Annotated in this window: 25 protein-coding genes; 13 read left to right on the top strand and 12 right to left on the bottom strand. The window is 70.9% G+C overall.

Going from position 1 to position 19,038, the window contains the following annotated elements; translation table 11 throughout:
- Positions 1-19: 19 nt before the first annotated feature.
- Positions 20-1,615 (bottom strand): tryptophan--tRNA ligase, encoded by a 1,596-nt coding sequence (locus NL112_RS05790; RefSeq protein WP_255151682.1) that lies wholly within the window; start codon positions 1,613-1,615, stop codon positions 20-22.
- 273 nt (positions 1,616-1,888) lie between these two features.
- Between NL112_RS05790 and NL112_RS05785 the strand changes: the two genes are divergently transcribed.
- The 5 genes from NL112_RS05785 to NL112_RS05765 all read left to right on the top strand — a co-directional run bounded on the left by NL112_RS05785 (position 1,889) and on the right by NL112_RS05765 (position 5,522).
- Positions 1,889-2,614, top strand: a complete 726-nt coding sequence (locus tag NL112_RS05785) for a class I SAM-dependent methyltransferase (protein ID WP_255151681.1) — start codon at positions 1,889-1,891, stop codon at positions 2,612-2,614.
- Positions 2,611-3,270, top strand: a complete 660-nt coding sequence (locus tag NL112_RS05780; RefSeq protein WP_255151680.1) for a class I SAM-dependent methyltransferase — start codon at positions 2,611-2,613, stop codon at positions 3,268-3,270. The genes NL112_RS05785 and NL112_RS05780 overlap by 4 nt, the downstream gene beginning before the upstream one ends.
- Positions 3,271-3,399: 129 nt before the next feature.
- Complete coding sequence (locus NL112_RS05775; protein WP_255151679.1) at positions 3,400-4,206, top strand: hypothetical protein; 807 nt, start codon at positions 3,400-3,402, stop codon at positions 4,204-4,206.
- Between the two features lie 8 nt (positions 4,207-4,214).
- On the top strand, positions 4,215-4,877 hold the full coding sequence (locus NL112_RS05770) for a hypothetical protein (protein WP_255151678.1): 663 nt from the start codon (positions 4,215-4,217) through the stop codon (positions 4,875-4,877).
- Positions 4,878-5,522 (top strand): hypothetical protein, encoded by a 645-nt coding sequence (locus NL112_RS05765; protein WP_255151677.1) that lies wholly within the window; start codon positions 4,878-4,880, stop codon positions 5,520-5,522.
- On the opposite strand, the gene endA is transcribed toward NL112_RS05765, so the two are convergent.
- The 5 genes from endA to larB form a co-directional block, all read right to left on the bottom strand.
- The gene (endA, locus tag NL112_RS05760) at positions 5,523-6,530 is read right to left on the bottom strand and encodes a tRNA-intron lyase (protein WP_255151676.1); all 1,008 of its coding nucleotides are present in this window, start codon (positions 6,528-6,530) and stop codon (positions 5,523-5,525) included. It abuts the gene before it with no gap.
- A gap of 31 nt (positions 6,531-6,561) precedes the next feature.
- The gene (locus tag NL112_RS05755; RefSeq protein ID WP_255151675.1) at positions 6,562-7,281 is read right to left on the bottom strand and encodes a topoisomerase DNA-binding C4 zinc finger domain-containing protein; all 720 of its coding nucleotides are present in this window, start codon (positions 7,279-7,281) and stop codon (positions 6,562-6,564) included.
- A 26-nt stretch (positions 7,282-7,307) separates the two neighbouring features.
- Positions 7,308-7,565 (bottom strand): GIY-YIG nuclease family protein, encoded by a 258-nt coding sequence (locus tag NL112_RS05750; protein WP_255151674.1) that lies wholly within the window; start codon positions 7,563-7,565, stop codon positions 7,308-7,310.
- A 39-nt stretch (positions 7,566-7,604) separates the two neighbouring features.
- The gene (locus NL112_RS05745) at positions 7,605-7,760 is read right to left on the bottom strand and encodes a DUF7563 family protein (RefSeq protein ID WP_255151673.1); all 156 of its coding nucleotides are present in this window, start codon (positions 7,758-7,760) and stop codon (positions 7,605-7,607) included.
- 109 nt (positions 7,761-7,869) lie between these two features.
- Complete coding sequence (gene larB, locus NL112_RS05740; RefSeq protein ID WP_255151672.1) at positions 7,870-8,643, bottom strand: nickel pincer cofactor biosynthesis protein LarB; 774 nt, start codon at positions 8,641-8,643, stop codon at positions 7,870-7,872.
- A 196-nt stretch (positions 8,644-8,839) separates the two neighbouring features.
- Here larB and NL112_RS05735 point away from each other — a divergent pair, with 196 nt between their 5' ends.
- Entirely contained in the window at positions 8,840-9,007 is a 168-nt protein-coding gene (locus NL112_RS05735; RefSeq protein ID WP_255151671.1) for a DUF1931 domain-containing protein, read from the top strand.
- 150 nt (positions 9,008-9,157) lie between these two features.
- On the opposite strand, the gene rpiA is transcribed toward NL112_RS05735, so the two are convergent.
- Complete coding sequence (gene rpiA, locus NL112_RS05730) at positions 9,158-9,862, bottom strand: ribose-5-phosphate isomerase RpiA (RefSeq protein ID WP_255151670.1); 705 nt, start codon at positions 9,860-9,862, stop codon at positions 9,158-9,160.
- A gap of 86 nt (positions 9,863-9,948) precedes the next feature.
- Between rpiA and NL112_RS05725 the strand changes: the two genes are divergently transcribed.
- From NL112_RS05725 to glmM, 3 genes are read left to right on the top strand one after another with little or no spacing between them, the layout of a single operon-like run.
- Positions 9,949-10,113, top strand: coding sequence for a hypothetical protein (locus NL112_RS05725; RefSeq protein ID WP_255151669.1), 165 nt, complete (start codon positions 9,949-9,951; stop codon positions 10,111-10,113).
- Positions 10,098-10,244 (top strand): hypothetical protein, encoded by a 147-nt coding sequence (locus NL112_RS05720; protein WP_255151668.1) that lies wholly within the window; start codon positions 10,098-10,100, stop codon positions 10,242-10,244. Before NL112_RS05725 ends, NL112_RS05720 begins: the two co-directional genes overlap by 16 nt.
- A 22-nt stretch (positions 10,245-10,266) precedes the next feature.
- Positions 10,267-11,595, top strand: coding sequence for a phosphoglucosamine mutase (gene glmM, locus NL112_RS05715; RefSeq protein WP_255151667.1), 1,329 nt, complete (start codon positions 10,267-10,269; stop codon positions 11,593-11,595).
- An 11-nt stretch (positions 11,596-11,606) separates the two neighbouring features.
- Here the strand turns inward: glmM and NL112_RS05710 are convergent, their stop codons facing one another.
- On the bottom strand, positions 11,607-11,765 hold the full coding sequence (locus tag NL112_RS05710; protein ID WP_255151666.1) for a DUF7563 family protein: 159 nt from the start codon (positions 11,763-11,765) through the stop codon (positions 11,607-11,609).
- A 163-nt stretch (positions 11,766-11,928) separates the two neighbouring features.
- Here NL112_RS05710 and NL112_RS05705 point away from each other — a divergent pair, with 163 nt between their 5' ends.
- Genes NL112_RS05705 through NL112_RS05695 form a run of 3 tightly spaced genes read left to right on the top strand, consistent with a single transcriptional unit; the run spans position 11,929 to position 13,334 of the window.
- A complete protein-coding gene (locus tag NL112_RS05705) occupies positions 11,929-12,399 on the top strand; it encodes a cupin domain-containing protein (protein WP_255151665.1) in 471 nt (156 codons plus the stop codon).
- A gap of 31 nt (positions 12,400-12,430) precedes the next feature.
- Complete coding sequence (locus NL112_RS05700; RefSeq protein ID WP_255151664.1) at positions 12,431-12,913, top strand: cupin domain-containing protein; 483 nt, start codon at positions 12,431-12,433, stop codon at positions 12,911-12,913.
- A 46-nt stretch (positions 12,914-12,959) separates the two neighbouring features.
- A complete protein-coding gene (locus NL112_RS05695; protein WP_255151663.1) occupies positions 12,960-13,334 on the top strand; it encodes a DCC1-like thiol-disulfide oxidoreductase family protein in 375 nt (124 codons plus the stop codon).
- 270 nt (positions 13,335-13,604) lie between these two features.
- Here the strand turns inward: NL112_RS05695 and pheA are convergent, their stop codons facing one another.
- Positions 13,605-14,411, bottom strand: coding sequence for a prephenate dehydratase (pheA, locus tag NL112_RS05690; RefSeq protein WP_255151662.1), 807 nt, complete (start codon positions 14,409-14,411; stop codon positions 13,605-13,607).
- Positions 14,412-14,515: 104 nt separating this feature from the next.
- Here pheA and NL112_RS05685 point away from each other — a divergent pair, with 104 nt between their 5' ends.
- On the top strand, positions 14,516-14,980 hold the full coding sequence (locus NL112_RS05685) for a hypothetical protein (protein WP_255151661.1): 465 nt from the start codon (positions 14,516-14,518) through the stop codon (positions 14,978-14,980).
- A gap of 68 nt (positions 14,981-15,048) precedes the next feature.
- On the opposite strand, the gene lpdA is transcribed toward NL112_RS05685, so the two are convergent.
- From lpdA to NL112_RS05670, 3 genes are read right to left on the bottom strand one after another with little or no spacing between them, the layout of a single operon-like run.
- On the bottom strand, positions 15,049-16,473 hold the full coding sequence (lpdA, locus tag NL112_RS05680; RefSeq protein WP_255151660.1) for a dihydrolipoyl dehydrogenase: 1,425 nt from the start codon (positions 16,471-16,473) through the stop codon (positions 15,049-15,051).
- Positions 16,473-18,053: a dihydrolipoamide acetyltransferase family protein gene (locus NL112_RS05675; RefSeq protein ID WP_255151659.1), complete on the bottom strand. Its 1,581-nt coding sequence runs from the start codon at positions 18,051-18,053 to the stop codon at positions 16,473-16,475. The genes lpdA and NL112_RS05675 overlap by 1 nt, the downstream gene beginning before the upstream one ends.
- 2 nt (positions 18,054-18,055) lie before the next feature.
- The gene (locus tag NL112_RS05670) at positions 18,056-19,036 is read right to left on the bottom strand and encodes an alpha-ketoacid dehydrogenase subunit beta (RefSeq protein ID WP_255151658.1); all 981 of its coding nucleotides are present in this window, start codon (positions 19,034-19,036) and stop codon (positions 18,056-18,058) included.
- Positions 19,037-19,038 lie beyond the last annotated feature (2 nt).

Below are 19,038 nucleotides of genomic sequence, written 5' to 3'. Positions count from 1 at the left end.
CGGGTCGAGCGGCTTGAACCTACCCCCGGCGGCGCGGACTCTCGAGTTCGATGTCCACCTCGTCGAGCACTTCCTCCATCTCCTCGCGCTTCTCCTGGTGGTCCGCGAGGAACTCCTCCATCAACTCGGCGGCCTGCTCCTTACAGCCGCCACAGAGCCGCTCGCCGCCGACGCACTCCTCGTACACCTCGGTGGCGAACTCGTCGTCGTCGCCCGCCAGCAGGTAGGCGTACAGCTCGTAGACGGGACACTCGTCGGCCTTCCCGCCGAGCCGTCGCTGTTCCTCGGCCGTCTCGCGGCCGCCCGTCGTGGCGGCTTTCACCTTGTCGTACCCCTCCTCGGGGTCGTCGAGCAGGCTGATGTGGCTCGCCGGGACGGACGACGACATCTTGCCGCCCGTCAGCCCGGTCATGAACCGGTGGTAGATGGAGGAGGGCGGGTAGAAACCGTAGCCGCCGTTGTCGACCTCCACCTCGCGGGCGAGCTCCTCCGCTTCGTCGTGCGTCAGGTCAAAGGCGTCGACGTGCTCGTCGAACACGCGCTTCTCGCCGTCGACGGCCGCGATGAGCGCGTCGAACGCCTCGGATGTGGCGTTGCGGTCGAGGAAGCGAATCCGGGGGCGGAGCGGCTCCTTCCCCGCGTTGGCGAGCTTCTCGATGGCCCCCTCCGCGCCCACCTCGCCGGCGTGGTCCGCGCGGAGGTGGTCGGCCGCCGCCTCACAGCGCACGTCGGCGTCGGCGCCGCCGAGCGCCTCGTACGCCTCGCGCATCAGGCTCCGCTCCGCGGGCGTCGCCTCGAAACTGGCGAACGCCTCGGTCACCTTGAAGAACCGCATCCGGGCGGCGAGGTCACGGGCCAGTCGGACGTGCGGGTCCTGGTCCGGGCCGACCGGGATGACGGTCGGTTTCGGTTCGTCCAGCTGCGGATAGAGGATGTCGGCCATCTGCGTGACGACCGACTGCATGTGCGAGACGTCGGTCTCGCCGTCGAAGCCGTAGATGGCCTCGAACTCCGAGAAGTTCGCCTTCGCGCCGAGTTCAAAGGCGAGGTCCTGCACCTCCCGGTTCGTCGACTGGCGGTACAACTCGCCCTCCTCGGGGTCGAAGCCGAGCGCGAGCAGGCTCAGCAGGTAGTCCCGGGAGTGCTCGTCGATTTCGGCCCACGAGAGGCCGCGGGCGGCGTGGGCCTCCAGGTCCGCGATGAGGCCGTACGCGTCCGCGCCCTGCTTTTGGTGCCAGATTATCTCGTCGAACACCATCTTGTGGCCGATGTGGGGGTCGCCGGTGGGCATGAACCCCGACAGCACCGCGGCGTCGCCGCCCTCGCGCAGTCGCTCGGCCACCGCCGAGTAGTCCCGGTGGCCGAAGATGACGCCCCGGCGCATCAGGTAGTGGGGGTTCGGCACCTCGTCGAGGATATGGTCGAACTCCTCGATGCCGAACTCCTCGAACAGGTTCCGGTAGTTGGAGACGGTCGCCGACCCCCACGGGTCGAGGGCGACGTCGTCGGCCCCTGCTGCGCTTCCCCCATCGGTCCGGACGCCACCCTCGTCCGCGACGAGGTTCGTCCGCTCGGGGAAGGAGTCACCCTCCTCGCGGTGGTCGTCTCCGGGCATTTCGGCCCCAACTCGGGCGGGTCCGCGCAAAAAGGGTTCGCTTGCGTGGGAACGCGTCGCGACCGGAGGACGCCCCCGCCGACACAAGAACTAAATCCCCGGCGGCCGAAATAGTAAGTAAGCGGTAAAGTAAATATCTCCGACAACTTTTTGCACGAGCAGTCACAACGCTCGGGAGCCGTCAACGAGCCCAGCCCCTCCGATTCCGACCCACGCACCGGCCGGCGACCAGCCACGGGTCCGCCGAACCGCCAGAGCCATACGAGAAATTACATGACAGACACCGACTACGACGGGACCATCGACTGGGACGACTACTGGGACGACGCGGACGACCAAGAGCGCGGCGAGGCGAGTCCGGCCGCCCACCACGCGGGCGGCGTGCTCGCGGATTTCGTCGCCGAGACGGGCGCAGACAGCGTCGCGGACGTGGGGTGTGGCGCGGGCGCGGCGACGTTCGCCGTCGCGGAGGCTCACCCCGAGGTGAGCGTCGTCGGTTACGACGCCGCCCCGCCCGTGCTGGCGGAGAACCGCGAGCGCGCCCGGGAGGCGGGCGTCAACAACGCCCGGTTCGAGGAGGCGACCCTGCCCGCGTTCGACCCCGACCGGCAGTTCGACGTCGTGTTCTCGTACTTCACGCTCCAGTACGTCCGCGACGTGGAGCGGGCGCTCCGGAACCTCTACGCCGCCGTGGAACCCGGCGGCGCGCTCCTGTTCAACTACCTCAACGAGGCCGGCCGCGAGTACTGTCTGGAGTCGGCCGAGGACCCCGAGGCGAATGCGGACCGCGCGTTCGTGTTCGACCCCGAGCAGTACACCGACCGGTTCGAGGCGTTGCTGGACGGCGACAGCGTGCTCTCGGAGGCGCGCATCGAGGCGACGCTCGGCGTCGAACCCCGGGACGCCTTCGAAGTGGTCGAGCGCCCCGACGTCCAGTGGGCGTGGCACCACGCGCCGCTGGTGTACGTGCCGAAACCCGACGAGGAGGCGACAGCGTGACCCACGACGACACCATCGACTGGAACCGGTTCTGGACCGACGCGGAGGGTGACCGCCGCGCGTCGGCCGCAGTCGGCCAGTTCGGGAAGGCCGACCTGCTGGACCGGTTCTTCGAGCGCGTGGGCGTCCCCGACTCGTTCGCGTCGGTCGGCTGTGGCCCCGGAGCGGTGCCCCTCGCCGTCGCACGGCGGCACCCCGCCGACGTGTACGGCTACGACGCCGCCGACAGCGCCGTCGAGCAGGCCCGTGCGGCGGTCCGCGAGGCGGGCGTCGACGCCACGTTCGAGACGGCGGCGCTCCCGGCGTTCGATCCCGGGCGGCGGTTCGACGTGGTCTACTGCTACGCGACGCTCCACTACGTCCGCGACGTGGAGGCGGCGCTGTCCGCGCTGTTCGCGGCGACGGCACCGGGCGGCCACCTCGTGTTCGACTACCCGAACCCCGCCACCCGCGAGCAGTACGCCGACGACCTCGACGACGACGGGCGCGAGCGGTTCGCGCTGGTGCTGTCCGGCGAGAGCGTCCTCACCCGGGAGGACGTCGAAGCCGCGCTCGACGCCCCGGTCCACGACTACTGGGACGCGGTGGACGCCCCCGACGAACCGTGGACTGGCCCGCACCACCCGTGCGTGTACGCGAAACGTCCCGAAACGTAGATACCGGGATAACGAGCGGAACGAAATTGGTGGTAGCAGGCTGTAACTGGCCCGTTTCCGGGTCGTAAACCTCGGCCGGGTTTGCTAAAAAATGCTATATCGATGGAAGATAATTCAACTGTCGGAGTTATGAGTTCATCACCCGAGACGGGCGACGCCGTCGACCAGATAGCGCGCCTCGACGAGATAGGCTACCCGGAGTTCACCCAGAAGCTCATCACCGACACGTTCGACGCGGTGGTGTCGTCGATGATACGCCAGCAGGAGTCGTACGCCGACCTGCTGGAGAAGGTGGCGATGACCGTCGACCAGTTCGAGGCGGAGAACGTCGCCACGGACGAGGTCGACGCGTGGCTGACGAGCACGTTCCCGAACCCCGACGGGAAGGGGTCGGTCGTCGGGACGCCCGGCGACCCGGGCGACCTCTCGGAGACGGCGGCGACCCGTCTCGACACCCTGCTGGGCGACACGGCGAGCGACATGGGCGTCGAGTTGCCCGACGACGGCGGCCTCGACGAGGAGGACGTGGTGACCATCCGCGACGTGACGCGCCGGCAGATAGCCCGCCCGCGGATGGCGGCGATGCGCGAAATCGTGAACCAGGGCGTCGTCCGCCTCGTCGTCGAGGACGGCACCATCGAGACGGACCTGGAGTTCCGCACGGAGGCCAGCCAGCTGTTCACCCAGCTCGACACGGAGACGACGACCACCTCCGGCGGGTTCGGCGGCTTCGGCAACCTCACCGGCAAACTGTTCGGCATCAACCTGGGCGGCAACTACCACAAGGTCAACGTCGACACCCGGACGACCGACCGCCGGGGCGACAGCGAGGCGGAAGCCGAGATAAACGGCCACGTGAAGCTCAACGTCCGCGGCGACTACCAGCCGCTGAACACCCCGCAGTCGCCGGGTGAGACGCCGACCGACGAGGCCTGAGCGACCCGATGCCGACGCTCGGTTCGGTGCTCGCCCGGGTCATAGAGGGCGGCGTCGAGGGCGTCGTCGACGCGGAGACGGCGGCCGCGGCGGACCGACTCGCCGTCGAGCGGCGCCTCGCGGAGCCGCCGGCCGCGTTCGTCGACGCCGGCGAGGTGGACGCCGTCCTCGCGGAGCGGTTCCCGCCGTTCGACCGCCCGCCGGAGAAACTGCTGGCGCGCGTCTTCGACGACGAGACGCTCGACCGGTATCTCTCGGGGTGGGAGCCGGGCGACACCGCGGTCCGCGAGGGGGCACTGTACGTCCACCCCGAGCGGTTCCCGCTCGGGGAGTTGCCCGAGACGCCGCCCGTCGAGCGTACCCTCGGCGTCCGGCTGGACGAGACGGACCTGACGTTCCTCGGGTCGCTCCCGACGCTGTCGGCCGACGCCGTGGCGACGGTCCGCGAGGCCGTCGCCGACCGCCTCGGCGGCGAGCGGAAGGCCGCCCGGCGAGCGGTCGCGGAGGCGGGCTACCCCCGGCCCGTCGTCGATTCGCTGGAGGTGGAGACGGGGCTGACGTTCGCGCCGGACCTCGGCGTCCGGCTGGTCGACGCCCGGACCGTCGGGCCGGTCGAGCGGGCGGCGATGGGACGGGTCCGCGCGAAACTCCACTTCGAGGGGGAGCGGTAGATGCCGCTCACGTTCGCGACCCTGCTCGTCCACCTCCACGAACAGTTACAGACCGCCGTCGACGACATCGAGGCCGACCGCGAGGCTCGGGAGAGGGGCCCCTACCTCTCGGTCGCCGACCTCTCGGTCGAACTCCCGGTCGACGTGCTGGCCGACGAGGACGGCGAGCTCCCGGTGACGCCCGGCGCGGGCGAGGGGACGGTGTCGGTGACGTTCCGGCCCGGCCCGGTCGACGAGGACCCGGTCGACGAGGACCCGGCCGACGACGACCCGAACGCGACGGAGGCCGTCGAAGGGGTCGGGCCGGTCCGCGGCGGTGCGCTCGGTGCGGCGAGCGTCGACTCGCTGTCGGCGCTTGCCGGCGCGGAGCCGTCGGCCGTCGCGGCGGCGGCGGGCGTCTCGACGCGCCGCGCCGAGGGTTTCGTCCGCGCGGCCGGCCTCGTCGAGGTGGGCGCCGACCGGCAGACTGCGGAACTGCTCGCCGCCCGCGGCGTCGGCCGCGACGACCTCGCGGCGATGACGGTCGACGAGGCGCTCGCGGAACTGACCGCGGCCGTCGAGGAGCGAGCGGCGGAAGTGCCACGCGACTACGCCCCGGACGCACGGGTTGTCGCCAACCTCGTCGAGCGCGCGGGCGGCGAGTGACTACGGCGTCAGCCGCCCGACCTCCAGCCACCGGACCTCGTCGTCGGCCGTGAGCGCGAACGTCATTCGCTTGCGGACGCCGTGGGCGAGACGCACGTCCAGCGAGAGGTCCCGCGGCGAAAAGGTGTGGTCGGCGGGGAGCACGCGGACCAGCAACTCGGAGTGACCGAGTTCGTCGACCGACTCCACGTCGGCGTACGTCCGGAAGTCGGCGCCGAACTTGAACCCGGTCTTGGGGACGACGCCACGCTCCCGGAGCGCGGCGTAGACTGTCAGCCGGCGGTCGAACCGGGCGCCTTCGGCGTCCCGGCCGCTGGCGACCACTGCGTCGACGCCGCCATCGAACGAGAGGACGCTCCGCTCGGCGAGATACGCCGCCTCGACGAGCGACAACTGGAGCGCCGTCCCCGCCTCGTCGAGCGGCCGGCCGTAGAACCCCTCCTCGTAGAGTCCTGCCGGGGGGTCCCAGACGACGACCCGGTCGTCGAGCAGTTCCGCCTCGGCCGACCAGTCGAGCGCCGTCCCCGACGACCCCGATACGTCGGGGCGGGACGTCTCCAGATACGTCAGTTCGGACTCCTCGTCGACGACGGCGAGCACTACCTCACCCAGGTCGGCCGCGGTCACCGACTCCCGTTCGGCGACGACGCGGACGCGGTACTCGACGGTGTCGTCCCACGGCCCGTCGCCGCGGGGGTAGACGACGAAATCCGCGCCCGACGGCTCGGCGACCCAGTCCTCGCGGGCGGGCGTGAGATAGAAGCCGCGGTCCCGGAGGTCCTTGTAGACGAGGAAACGGGCCGCCAGTCCCGGGGCGGTGGCGAGGAACGACTCGAAGCCGTGGCCGTCGACGGCGTCGAGGTCACCGCGGTAGAGGAGGTGGGCCGCCTCGGCCCGGGAGACGGCCAGCGCATCGCCACGGGGATGGCCGTAGCCGCTCGAATCGTAGAACCGCTCGCGGGCGGGCGCGTCGAGCACGACCACCCCACCCTCGACGTGTCCCTGCATACTCGAACCGGAGACGGCGAGGGGCAAAAACCTACGGAGACGGACAGCCGGCGTCGAGACACCGCGGTCCCTCGGCGGACGCGAACGTCGGGAGCCCGCAGTCGCAGGTGCCCACCCGCTCGCTCGCCGGTAGCGAGAACGCGGCCTCGCAGTCGGGGTAGGCGTCACAGCCGAGAAACAGGCCACCCGCCCGCACGACCCGCAGGTCGTCGCCACACGCCGGGCAGTCGAACGCGCGGTCGAACGCCGACTCGACCTTCGGGTCAAGCGGGTCGCACGTCCGGTCGGCACACACCTCGAACCGCTCGCCGCGGGTGACCTCCAGGCGGGGAAGCCCGCAGTCGCACCGCTCGTCGCGGACCGTCGCGCCGTCGGGCAGGCCGTGGACCCGGTCGCAGTCGGTGCACGCGAGGCGGCCGGAGCGCCGGACCAGCGTCCCGTCGCAGTCTGGACAGGGGCCGACCGGTTCGCCCGCCGGCGAGACGGGGACGCGGACGTCGACGCTGACGGCGTGGAACAGCACCCGCAAGCGGGCGTCGCCGTCGCGGGCCTCGACCGTAGGTGGGTCGCCCGCCACGACGGTCGCCTCGGGGCGGGTGAGCCACGCCACCGGGCGGTAGCCGTCGGCGTCGTGGACCAGAACGGTGTCGTCGGGCTTGCGGAGACAGACCGCACGGCCTCGCTTCTCGTGGGCACGGTCGCCCCGGTACGTGGTGGTGCAGTCGCCGGCGATGAGGTGAGCCTCTGTCACGCGCCGGGTGGCCGCGGTCTCCTACTTCAACTCTCGGACGCGCCGTCGGCCACGAGCCGCTCCTTCCGGCGGCGGGAGAACGTCTTTATCTCGTGTTCGCGGGACATCGCGGCGCTTTTCGAGTCGTACGACTCGACGTGGACGAGTTCGACGGGCGTCCGGCCGCGGGTGTACTTCGCGCCCTCGCCGGCGTCGTGTTCGGCGACGCGTCGCTCGGGGTCCGTCGTATAGCCGGTGTAGAGGGTGCCGTCGCTACACTCGAGGACGTACACGTAGTGGCTCACCGGAGGGCACCCCCGTGGTTGAGGGGCGATGCTGCGGCGCTACGGCCGCGATTCGTACGCACGCTCCCTGGAGACCTCGGCGATGCCGGCGTTCGCCGAGCAGTTCGGGCAGGCCCTGACCTGCCCCGACTCGTCCGCGAACACGCGGGCGAACCGCTCCGAAACGTGCGCGTCACAGTGGTCGCACCTGGGCATTATCCTGCCGACGGGTACGGCCCTGTCGGCACCCCTTGGTAGGGTTTCGACACACATATACCCTCGGCAACGGGTGATGGCGGCCGCCTCCGACCCGTGGTACCACGACTCACTCACTCCCGTCGCGTGCGTCGCTCACCGCGCGGGCGAGGAGCCCTGCCTGCGCGCCCGCGGTGAACCCGGCGTCGATGTTGACGACAGACAGGGCGGTGCACGACTGGAGCATCCCGGCGAGCGCGGCCTCGCCGTCGCCCGCGTGCCCGTAACCGTTCGAGACGGGGAGCCCGATGACGGGCGTGTCGACCAGCCCCGCGACGACGGTCGGGAGCGCCCCCTCGCGGCCGGCCGCGACGACCAGTACGTCAAGCGCCCGAAGGTCGTCCAGCGCGTCGAACAGGCGGTGGATGCCCGCCACGCCCACGTCCGTCACCCGCTCGACCGTCGCACCCATCTCGGCGGCGACGACGGCCGCCTCGCCGGCGGCCGACGCGTCGGAGGTGCCCGCGGTGACGACGCCGATCGTCGCGTCGAGGGTCGGCGCCTCGAACGGCGGGGTACGGGCCACGAGCGTCCGGGCGCGGTCGTCCTGCTCGACGGTCGCCTCGGGGTGGTCGTCGGCTACGACCCGTCGGACGGCGTCGGCGTGGGCGTCGCTCGCGCGGGTGACGAGCGCCCGCCCCGTGGTTTCGAGACTGGTCGCCGCGAGTGCGGCCGTCTCTGCCGGCGTCTTCCCCTCGGCCAGCACCGCCTCGGGGACGCCCGACCGGCGTTCGCGGGCGGCGTCGAACCGGCCCGCCTCGTTGCGGGCGAACCCGCGGAGTTCCGCCTCGGCGGCCGCCGGCGAGAGGTCGCCGGCCGCCACCCGTTCGAGGATGTCGCGCATACCCGACGGGAGCGCGCGCGAGCACAAAGCCGTCCGGATTTGCTCACGGTCGATGCTGTCAGCGGAGAAACCGGAAGCGTCGGCGCCCAGCACCGGCGAATCCTTCCCCGTTCTACACGGAGAACGGGCGCGAGAAGCGGCGAGAGCGCCGTAGAATGGGAAACCATATAAAGGACCCCCAGCAACATCGGCTCGTATGGCAGACCTGATCGTCAAGGCCGCTGTGAAGGAAGCGCTCGATGACATGAACGTTGCGTCCGACTTCTACGACGCGCTCGACGACGAGGTCGACGAGCTGCTCGAGGACGCCGCCCGGCGTGCCCAGGAGAACGACCGGAAGACGGTCCAGCCGCGCGACCTGTAACTCGGGTCAGTCCCCGATTCCCGCTTTCTTTCGACGCCACCCACCAGCGACAGCCGGCGCTCCGGCGCACCCGCGGCGTCGCTCCGCTCACGGGCCTTCGGCCCGTTCGCATCCGAGGTTCCCCCTCCGGTCGAACCTCGCCCCGCTCGCTCATTCCGAGGCCTCACTGCGTTCGGCCTCGTGGACCTCGACGCCGTCGTCGCGTCCCACGAACACGGCGTCGGCAAGCCCCACGAACAGCCCGTGTTCGACGGCCCCCGGCACCGCCGAGAGGTCGCCCGCCAGCGCCGCGGGGTCGTCGATGGGCCCGAACGCACAGTCGAGCACGAGGTTGCCGTTGTCGGTGACGACGGGGCCGTCCTTCCGCTCGGCCGCCCGCAGGTCGGGGTCGCCACCGAGCGCGCGGAGCCGCTCGGCGACCACCGGCGCGGCGTCCGGCAACACCTCGACCGGCACCGGATGCGAGAGCCGGTCGGCCAGTTTCGAGGGGTCCGCGACGACCAGCAACTCGGCGGCGGCCGCGTCGACGTACTTTTCGCGGGCGTGGGCCGCGCCGCCACCCTTCACGAGGTCGAACCCAGCCACCTCGTCGGCGCCGTCGATTGCCACGTCGGGCGTGGCCTCCTCCAGCGTCGTCAGCGGGATGCCGGCCTCGCGGGCGAGGCGCCGCGACTGGTAGGAGGTCGGGATGCCCTCGACGTCGAGGCCGGCGTCGACGGCCTCACCGAGCGCGCGGATGGCGTGGGCCGCGGTCGACCCGGTGCCCAGTCCCACGACTGTCCCGTCGGTGACGCGGTCGGCCGCGACCCGCCCCGCTTTGCGTTTCGCCGCCTCGGTGCCGCCGTCCTGCTTCATGCTCGGGGGTCGGGCAGGCGGGGACAAAAACCCGCGCCCCTCGATGCGGGCGACTGCTCTTGTGACCAGAGCGCGTACGTCGGGGCATGACAGACTGTGCGTTCTGCGGCCACGCGGCCGAGCGCCACGACCCAGTCTACGTCGAGTACGACGGCGACCGTCTCGCGTTCTGCAACTGGGCGTGTCTCGACCAGTACGTCGACCGCGAGGCGCTGACGACCGGGACCTGCTGTGTGTGGGAGCCGACGTGACCGTCGCCGTCGTCGCCCCACCGGACAGCACGTTCGCCGGTGCGGTGAACGCCGGCCGCGTGGCCGACCGCTACGCCGACTGGCTCGCACGGGACGGCGGGTTCCACGCCCCGCGGGTAGAACCCGGGTAACTTTCCACCCGCCGAGCGAGCGATGGGTATGTTCGGCACAAGCGGCATCAGGGGGCCCGTGGGGGAGACGGTCACCGCGGACCTCGCGCTCGACGTGGGGCGGGCGGTCGGGAGCGACCTCGCGGCACGGGATGCTGAGGGGCGCGTCGTCGTCGGGCGCGACCCCCGCGAGTCGGGCGAACTGCTAGTCGACGCGCTCGCGGCGGGCCTGCGCGAGACCGGCGCGGACGTGGTGGACCTCGGCGTCGCGGCCACGCCCACGGTCGCCCGCGCGGTCGCGTGGGGGGACGCTGGCGCGGGCGTCTCCGTGACGGCGAGCCACAACCCCGCGCCCGACAACGGCATCAAACTGTGGCAACCCTCGGGACAGGCGTACGACGCCGACCTCCGTGCCGAAATCGAGCGCCGCCTGCGCGAAGCGGCGTTCGACCTCCGGGCGTGGGACGGCCTCGGCACCCGCACGGAGTGGGACGCCGCGCCCGACCACGTCGAGCGACTGGTCGCGGCGACCGACCTCTCGGGTGCGCCCGACGTGGTCGTCGACCTCGGCAACGGCGCCGGCGGCGTCACCGTCGACGCGCTGACCGAACTCGGCTGTTCGGTCGAGACGCTGAACGCCCAGCCGGACGGCACGTTCCCGGGCCGGCCCTCCGAGCCGACCGCCGAGAACTGCGCGTCGCTGGCGGCGCTCGTCCGCGAGTCCGACGCCGAGGTGGGTATCGCACACGACGGCGACGCCGACCGGGCCCGCGCCGTCGCGGCCGACGGCACGTTCCTCTCGGGCGACGCGACGCTGGCGCTGTTCGCCGGGGAGGCCGCCAGCGAGGGCGACCGCGTGGCGGTGCCCGTCGACACCAGCCTCGCCGTCGAGGACTACCTCGCCGAGCGGGGCATCGACGTTGAGCGCACCCGCGTCGGGGACGTCTACGTCGCGGAGGCGGCCACCGACCCGGGCGTGGCGTTCGGCGGCGAGCCGTCGGGCGCGTGGATATGGCCCGGCGAGACGCTGTGTCCCGACGGCCCGTACGCGGCCTGCAAACTGGTCGAACTGGCGAGCGAGCGGCCGCTCACCGAGCGGCTGGCGGACGTGCCCGACTACCCCATCCGCCGCGACAGCGTCGAGACCGACGAGAAGGCGGCGGTGATGGAGCGGGTTCGCGAAGCCGTCGACGCGGAGTACGACGACGTGGCGACGCTCGACGGCGTCCGGGTCGGCGTCGACGGCGGCTGGTTCCTCCTGCGGGCCAGCGGTACCCAGCCGCTCGTCCGGGTCACGGCCGAGGCTCGCGACGAGCGGCGGGCGGAAGAACTGTTCGAAGCGGCGCGCTCGCTGGTGGCGAGCGCGCGGTAGGCGTCAGATACTCAAGTTCGTCGCGTCGACCGGGCCTCGCGCACGTCGGCGCCGTCCCGGATTTTGTCCTCGCACTGGGGGCAGACTCGCGGGTCCTCCGTCCCGTTCGGGGTGAACACGCGAGCGTAGGCTGCCGTTACGAACGAACTGCAGTTCTGACACTCCGGCATACCCCACGGAAAGGAAGCTACCCCCATAATAATAGTGTGGGTGTCGGTGACAAACCGGCCAACGTTGCCACCTCTACCGCCCGAACGCGGAGTTCTCGCCGCCGCGTGTCGGCGCGACCCACGCCGGGGGCACGCCTTTCTCCCGGTGGCCCGAACCCCGTGCATGGTCAACGAGGCGGAGCTCGACTGGACCGAACAGGACGGCGAGACCACCGCATTCCGGCGGAAGAAGCTCGCGGCCGCGGCGGGCGGCGAGGAACTGGGCGCGTCGCTGTACGAACTCGACCCCGGCGAGCGGCCGTGGCCGCTCCACTATCACACCGGCAACGAGGAGGCCATCTACGTACTGGCCGGTACGGGAACCCTACGCCGCGGCGAGGGACGCGAGGACGCCTCGCTGGAACCGGGCGAGTACGTCGCCTGCCCGGCCGACGAGTCGGGCGCCCACCAGGTCGTCAACACCGGCGACGAGGTGCTCCGGTATCTGATGACCTCGACGATGAACGACCCGGACGTGGCCGTCTACCCCGAGGTCGACGGCGTCGGCACCTTCGTCGGCGGACCGCCGGGCGGCGACGGCGAGCGAACCGTCGAGTTCTACGAGCGCGACGACGCCGTCGACTACTGGGACTAAGCTTAACTCGGCGGCCGGTGTCGCTCCCCGCATGGAGAAAGCCGACATCGAGAGCCTCGACTCGTGGATGGGGCCCGCCGACGTGAAGCGACCGGTCGGGCGCGCGCTCGGCGCGGACCACGCCGCCATCAACTACTACGAACTCGACCCCGGCGAGTCGTTCGCGTTCGGCTACCACACCCACGCGGACCAGGAGGAGGTGTTCTACGTCCTCGACGGCGAGGCCACCTTCGAGACGGGCGACCCCGACGGGGAGACGGAGGAGGTGACCGTCGCGGCGGGCGAACTCGTCCGATTCGGCCCCGGCGAGTGGCAACAGGGCTGGAATCGCGGCGACGAGCGCGTCCGGGCGCTTGCAGTTGGCGCGCCCCAGGACTCCGGCGAGACGACCATCCTCCGGGAGTGCGAGTCGTGTGGCGAGCGCACCGAACAGCGCGTCGAGGCGACCGAGGAGGGCGACGAACTCGTCACGCTCTGTGTCGAGTGCGACGCCATCAGCGGCCGGTTCGACTGACGCCGCGCAGGGAAACCGGCAAGGGTACGCCCGTCCTACTCCGGGTATGGTCGACACGTTCGTCTACGACGACGACTGCGGGTTCTGTACGTGGTGTGCCGAGCAGGTGCTCGAACACACCGACATGGACGTGGTGGGGTTCTCCGAACTGGAGGACGACCAGCGCGAGCGCCTCCCCGACGACTGGGAGGAGGGCGCCCACCTGCTGACCGACGACGCCGTCTACTCGAACGGCGAGGCCATCGAGCAGGCGTTCCTGCGTGCGGACGTGGCCCCTCCCGGCACCGACGACGTGGTCGGGTTCTTCCGCCAGTTCCGTGACTACGACCGCCTCCGGGAACGGCTCTACCGGGAAGCGGCCGACCGCCGGGACGTGTGGGGACTGCTCGTCAGCGAGGAGCCGCCCGCGCGCCGGGAGTGAGTACGTCCCGCTGGGGTGGGATATAGAGAGGAAACGGTACCGTTTCGGGTGGAGATAGCCCCCGGAGCGGGAGAGAGGACGAGCATCCGCGAGAGAGCAATGCGACCGAGCGGTTCCCCCGCGGCGACCGCAGGGAGCCGCGGTAGCGCCCGCGGACGAGAGGCGCGCGAACGGAGTGAGCGCGCCGATGGGAGCAGGCGCGCATATTTTCCACCAGTTTTTGCCGGGGGTCGAGCGCCGGAGGCGCGAGACCCCCGAGCAAAAAGTGGGTTAGTAGAGCACGTGCTCGGTGTCGTACGACCCCAGCACGCGGACCCAGCCGTGTTCCGCGATGTCCTCGAGGTCCCCGAGCGCCTCCTGGGTGCGGTCCTCGTAGAGGCCCGCCTCCACGTCGATGTGGAACACGTAGTCGCCGAGTCGCTCACCGGAGGGGCGCGACTCCACCCGCGAGAGGTTGATGTCCCGCTCCGCGAACGGTTCGAGCATCTCCAGAAGCAGGCCGGGGTAGTTCGTGTTCGGGTAGACGACGAAGGAGGTCTTCCGGCCGGCGTCGGTCCGCTCCGTCTCGGGCGCGATGACGACGAACCGCGTCGCGTTCGAGGTGCGGTCCTGGATATCCTCCGCGAGCACCTGGAGGTCGTCACCGGCGTTGTCCGGGTGGCCGACCGCCGCCACCGTCTCGTCCTCGCGGGCGCGCTCGACGCCGCGGGCCGTGGAGGCGACGGCCTCCAGTTTCGCCTGCGGATACTCGCGTTCGAGGTACGACCGGCACTGCGCGAGCGCCTGTGCGTGGCTCGCCACCACGTCGAACTCGCTCCGCTGAGCGAGCAGGGCGTGCCGGATGGGGGTGACTATCTCCCGGACGACCGCCACGTTCCGGTCCGAGAGCGCGTCCAGCGACTCCGTCACCGACCCCTCGATGCTGTTCTCGATGGGGACGACACCGCGGTCGTACTCGCCGCCGGCGACGCCCTCGACGATGCCGGTCACCGACTCGGTGAACTCGATGTCGTCAGCGACTGCCCGGGTCGCCCGGTGGGAGTAGGTCCCCTCGGGACCGAGCGTCAGCGCCTTCATGCTCTCGGGTAGTCCGGTCGGGGGGATAAACGAACCGGCGGATGACTCAAATCCGCGGTTGCGTCTACGGGGCGCTTTTGCCGGAGGCGCGACGACCCTGGGCCATGATACCGGAGATATCGCGCCGAATCGCCGTCGAGTCCGCGCCCGCGGCGCTCGCGTTCGTCTGCTGGGCGTTCGTCGTGCAACTCGCGCCGCCGACGCTCCAGACGCCGCTGACGCTCATCGCCCTGACGCTCGGCCTGCTGTACGCCGGTGCCCGGGGGCGGGCGCTGGCCGACGCGGCCTCCCCGGACCCGCTGGAGGCCGACGCCCGCTCGTTCCTCGCGGAGAACCTCCGGGCGGCCGCCGCCGCGGGCGTCTGGCTGGTCGCGGCCGCGCTGGTGTACGGGCTCGCGGCGGTGTGGGACCTCGTCTTCGAGCGGGTGGGCGCGTTCACGAACCCGGCCGACTGGCTGGCGTCGGCGTTCGGCGGCGCGGCGCTCGTGGCCGTCGTCATCTACGCCGTCGCGCGCTGGACCGCGATGGAGCGGCGCGGGGGCACAAGCACCGCGCCCGCGGACGACTGAGTCCAGCGGCTCGGGGTGCGATTCTCCTTCGGACGGAAAACTCGCGGACGCACGCCTGTTCGCGAGTCCTATCGGTTGAGCGTGTGGATGGCGTGGCCCTGCGCGTTCTTCACCGCCTCCATCGTCGCCTCCGCCAGCGTCGGGTGGGTGTGGATGGTCGAGCCGACGTCTTCGAGGGTCGCGCCCATCTCGATAGCCAGGGCGAGTTCCGCTATCATCTCGCTGGCCTCCGGGCCGACTATCTGCCCGCCGAGCACGAACCCGGTCTCCTCGTCGGCGACGACGCGGACGAACCCGTCGCGCTCGCCGAGCGTGAGCGCGCGACCGGACGCCTGCATCGGCATCTGTCCCACGACGGGGTCGAACCCTTCGTCGGCGGCCTCGCTCTCGGTCATCCCCACGGTGGCTATCTCGGGGTCGGTGAACACCGCGGCGGGGACGGCCTGATAATCCATGGCCGCCGGCTCGCCGGCGATGACCTCCGCGACCACCTCGCCCTCGTGAGAGCCCTTGTGTGCGAGCATCGGTTCGCCCGCCACGTCGCCGACGGCGAACACGTTCTCGACGTCGGTGCGGCCCTCGTGGTCGGTCTGCAGGAAGCCGTTCTCGTCGGGGTCGAGCCCGATGGCCTCGAGGTTGAGCGTGTCGGTGACGGGTTCCCGACCCACGGCGACCAAGACCTTGTCGGCGTCGTACTCCGAGCGGTCGCCGGCCTCGGTCTCGGTGGCGACGCGGACGCCCTCGGCCGTCTGCTCCCAGTCGCTCGCCCCTTCGCCGAACTGGAACTCGACGCCGAGTTCCTCGGCGCGCTCGCGGACGACGCGAGCGACGTCCTCCTCGTAGCCGGGAAGCGCCTGGTCGAGCATCTCGACGACGGTGACGTCGGTGCCGAGTTTGGCGAACACCGTCGACAGTTCCATGCCGATGTAGCCGGCGCCGACGACGACGAGGTCGTCGGGCACCTCGTCGAGGGCGAGCGCGCCCGTCGACGAGAGCACGTGCTCCTCGTCGAACTCGAACCCCGGAATCTCGATGGGCCGGGAGCCGGTGGCGACGACGGCGTGTTCGAACTCGATGGTCTCGCTCCCCTGGCCCTGGCCGCCGTGGGCGACGCGGGCCTTCCCGTTGCCGGCGAACTCCGCGGTGCCCTCGACGAGGTTGACGCCGTTGGCCTTGCAGAGTTTCTCGACGCCGCCGGTCAACTGGTCGACGACATCGCCCTTCCACGACTGCATCCCCTGCAGGTCGACCGCGGGGTCGGCGTGGACGCCCATCGCCTCGGCGTTGCCCGCCTCGTGGGCCACGTCCGTCGCGGTGATGAGCGCCTTCGACGGGATACACCCGCGGTTGAGGCAGGTGCCGCCGTAGGCGTCCTTCTCGACGAGCGTCGTGTCCAGATCCAGTTGCGCCGCGCGGATGGCGGCGACGTAGCCGCCCGGACCCGCGCCGATGACCAGTACGTCCGTGCCAGTTGAGATGTCTCCGACGACCATTATTCCAAGAGCAGCAGTTCGGGGTTGTTCAGGTACTCCATGAGCGTGTTGGCGAACGCCGCGGCGTCGGCGCCGTCGATGACCCGGTGGTCGATGGACAGCGAGATGGGGATGGTGTGTCTGGCGACCACCTCGCCGTCCTCCACGACGGGCCGCTGTTTCAGTTCGCCCAGCCCGAGGATGGCTGTCTCGGGGTAGTTGATGATGGGCGTGGCGTACTCGCCGCCGATGGCGCCGAAGTTCGTGATTGAGAAGGTGCCGCCCTGCATCTCCTCGCGGGAGATGGAGCGCTCGCGGGCCTTCCCCGCTAGCTCGTTCACGTCGCTGGCGATACTGAGCATGTCCTTCCCGTCGGCGTTCTTCACGACGGGCACCATCAGCCCCGCGTCGGTGGCGACGGCGATGCCGACGTTGTAGTACTGCTTGCGCAGTATCTCTCCGGCGTCCTCGTCGAGCTGGGAGTTGAGCACGGGATGCTGTTTCAGCGCCGCGACGACCGCCTTGACGACGAACGGCATGTACGTCAGACGGATGCCCTGCTCCTCGGCGCGGGGTTTCAGCCGCTCGCGGGCGTCCACGAGGTCCTCGACGACGACGGTGTCGTGGTGGGTGACGTGGGGCGCGGAGTACTTCGACGTCTCCATCGCCTCCCCGATGGTCCGGCGGACGCCCGTGTACGGCACCCGCTCGACCTCGCCCTCGTCGGTAGTCTCGGTCTCCGGGGCCGCCTCGCTGACGGCCTCGGCGTCGGCCGCCTGTGCGGCGCGCTGGGCCTCGGCGTACTGGGTGACCTGCTCGGAGGTGACGAACGCCTGCCCGTCGCGGGTCTCGTCGGTCGGCACGTCGTCGATGTCGACGCCCTCATCGTCGGCCAGTTGCCGGGTCGCCGGGGTCGCGAGCGTCGTCTCGCGGCCCGCCGCCTCCGCCGACGCCGGGGCCGTCGCGGTCTCACCGGCGTCCGCCTCGTCGCTGACGCGTTTCGTCGCGGATTTGGTCTCGGTCTCCTCGCTGTCGGCCTCGTCCTGCTCGGCGTGTGCCCGGACATCGGCCTCGGTCACGCGCCCGCCGGGGCCGGAGCCCTCGACGGCGTCGATGTCGACGCCGAGTTCGCGGGCCAGTCGTCGCGCGGAGGGTGCCGCGAACGTGCGGCCGCCTTTGGTGGCGGTCGCCTCGGCGTCCGCGTCGTCGCTCTCGTCGGCCGGTTCGACCGCGGACTCGACCTCGGTGTCCTCGGCCGCGTCGGCCGTTCCGGCCGTAGATTCGTCGACAGATTCGTCGGCCGGTTCGGATGCCTCACCCTCCACGTCGTCAGCCTTCGGCTGACTGCTCGACGAGGTGTCCTCGTCGGTGTCGAAGGTGATGATGACGTCGCCGACGGGGACCATCTCGCCCTCTTCGGCGAGTATCTCGCGGACGGTGCCGTTGACGGGTGCGGGTACCTCCACGACGGCCTTGTCCGTCTCCACCTCGGCGACCGGTTGGTCCTCGGTGACGGTGTCGCCGACCTCGACGAGCCAGTTGACTATCTCGGCTTCGGTCAGCCCCTCGCCCACGTCGGGCAGTTTGAACTCGCGGACCATCGTTAGAACTCGACCGCCTCCCGGATGCCGTCCTCGATGCGGTGTGCCTCGGGCATGTAGTAATCCTCGAGCGCGTACAGCGGGAAGGGCGTGTCGAAGCCGGTGATGCGCTTGACGGGCGCCTCCTGGTACAGGAGCGCCTCTTCCTGAATGGTGGCGGCGATTTCGGCGCCGAGGCCGCCCGTCTTGGGTGCCTCGTGGACCACCGCGGCCCGGCCCGTCTTCTTGAACGACTCGACGATGCTGTCCCAGTCCATCGGCGACAGCGTCCGCAGGTCCACCACCTCGACGTCTATCTCGCCCTCGAGGTTCTCCGCGGCCTCCAGCGTCGGCCGGGTCATCGCGCCCCACGTGAACACCGAGACGTCCGTCCCGTCCCGGCGGACCGCGGCCTCGCCCAACTCGACGGTGTAGTCGTCGTCGGGCACCTCCTCGCGGAAGGCCCGGTAGATGAGTTTGGGTTCGAGGAACACGACCGGGTCGGGGTCACGAATCGACGCGGAGAGTAGCCCCTTCGCGTCGTGGGGCGTCGACGGCACGACGACCTGGAGGCCGGCCTCGTGGGTGTAGAACGCCTCTTTCGACTCGGAGTGGTGTTCCGGCGCGCGGATGCCGCCGCCGTACGGCGCACGGAGCGTCATCGGCACCGTGAACCGGCCGCGCGAGCGCGTTCGCAGGCGGGCGGCGTGGCTCACTATCTGGTCGAATGCCGGGTACATGAACCCGGAGAACTGTATCTCCGGCACCGGCTTCATCCCGTAGGCGGCCATCCCGATGGCGGTGCCGACGATGCCGGCCTCCGCCAGCGGCGTGTCGATGACGCGGTCCTCGCCGAACTCCTCGTAGAGCCCCTCGGTGGCGCGGAACACGCCGCCGTTCTTGCCGACGTCTTCGCCGAGCACGACGACGTCGTCGTCGCGCTCCATCTCGGTTTTCATCCCGTCCCGTACTGCCTGCACCAGGGTGAGGTTCTGCGTGCTCATCT

It is taken from the genome of Halorarius halobius, from assembly GCF_024298865.1.
Taxonomy (GTDB): domain Archaea; phylum Halobacteriota; class Halobacteria; order Halobacteriales; family Haloarculaceae; genus Halorarius; species Halorarius halobius.
This window is presented reverse-complemented; position numbering and strand designations above follow the sequence as displayed.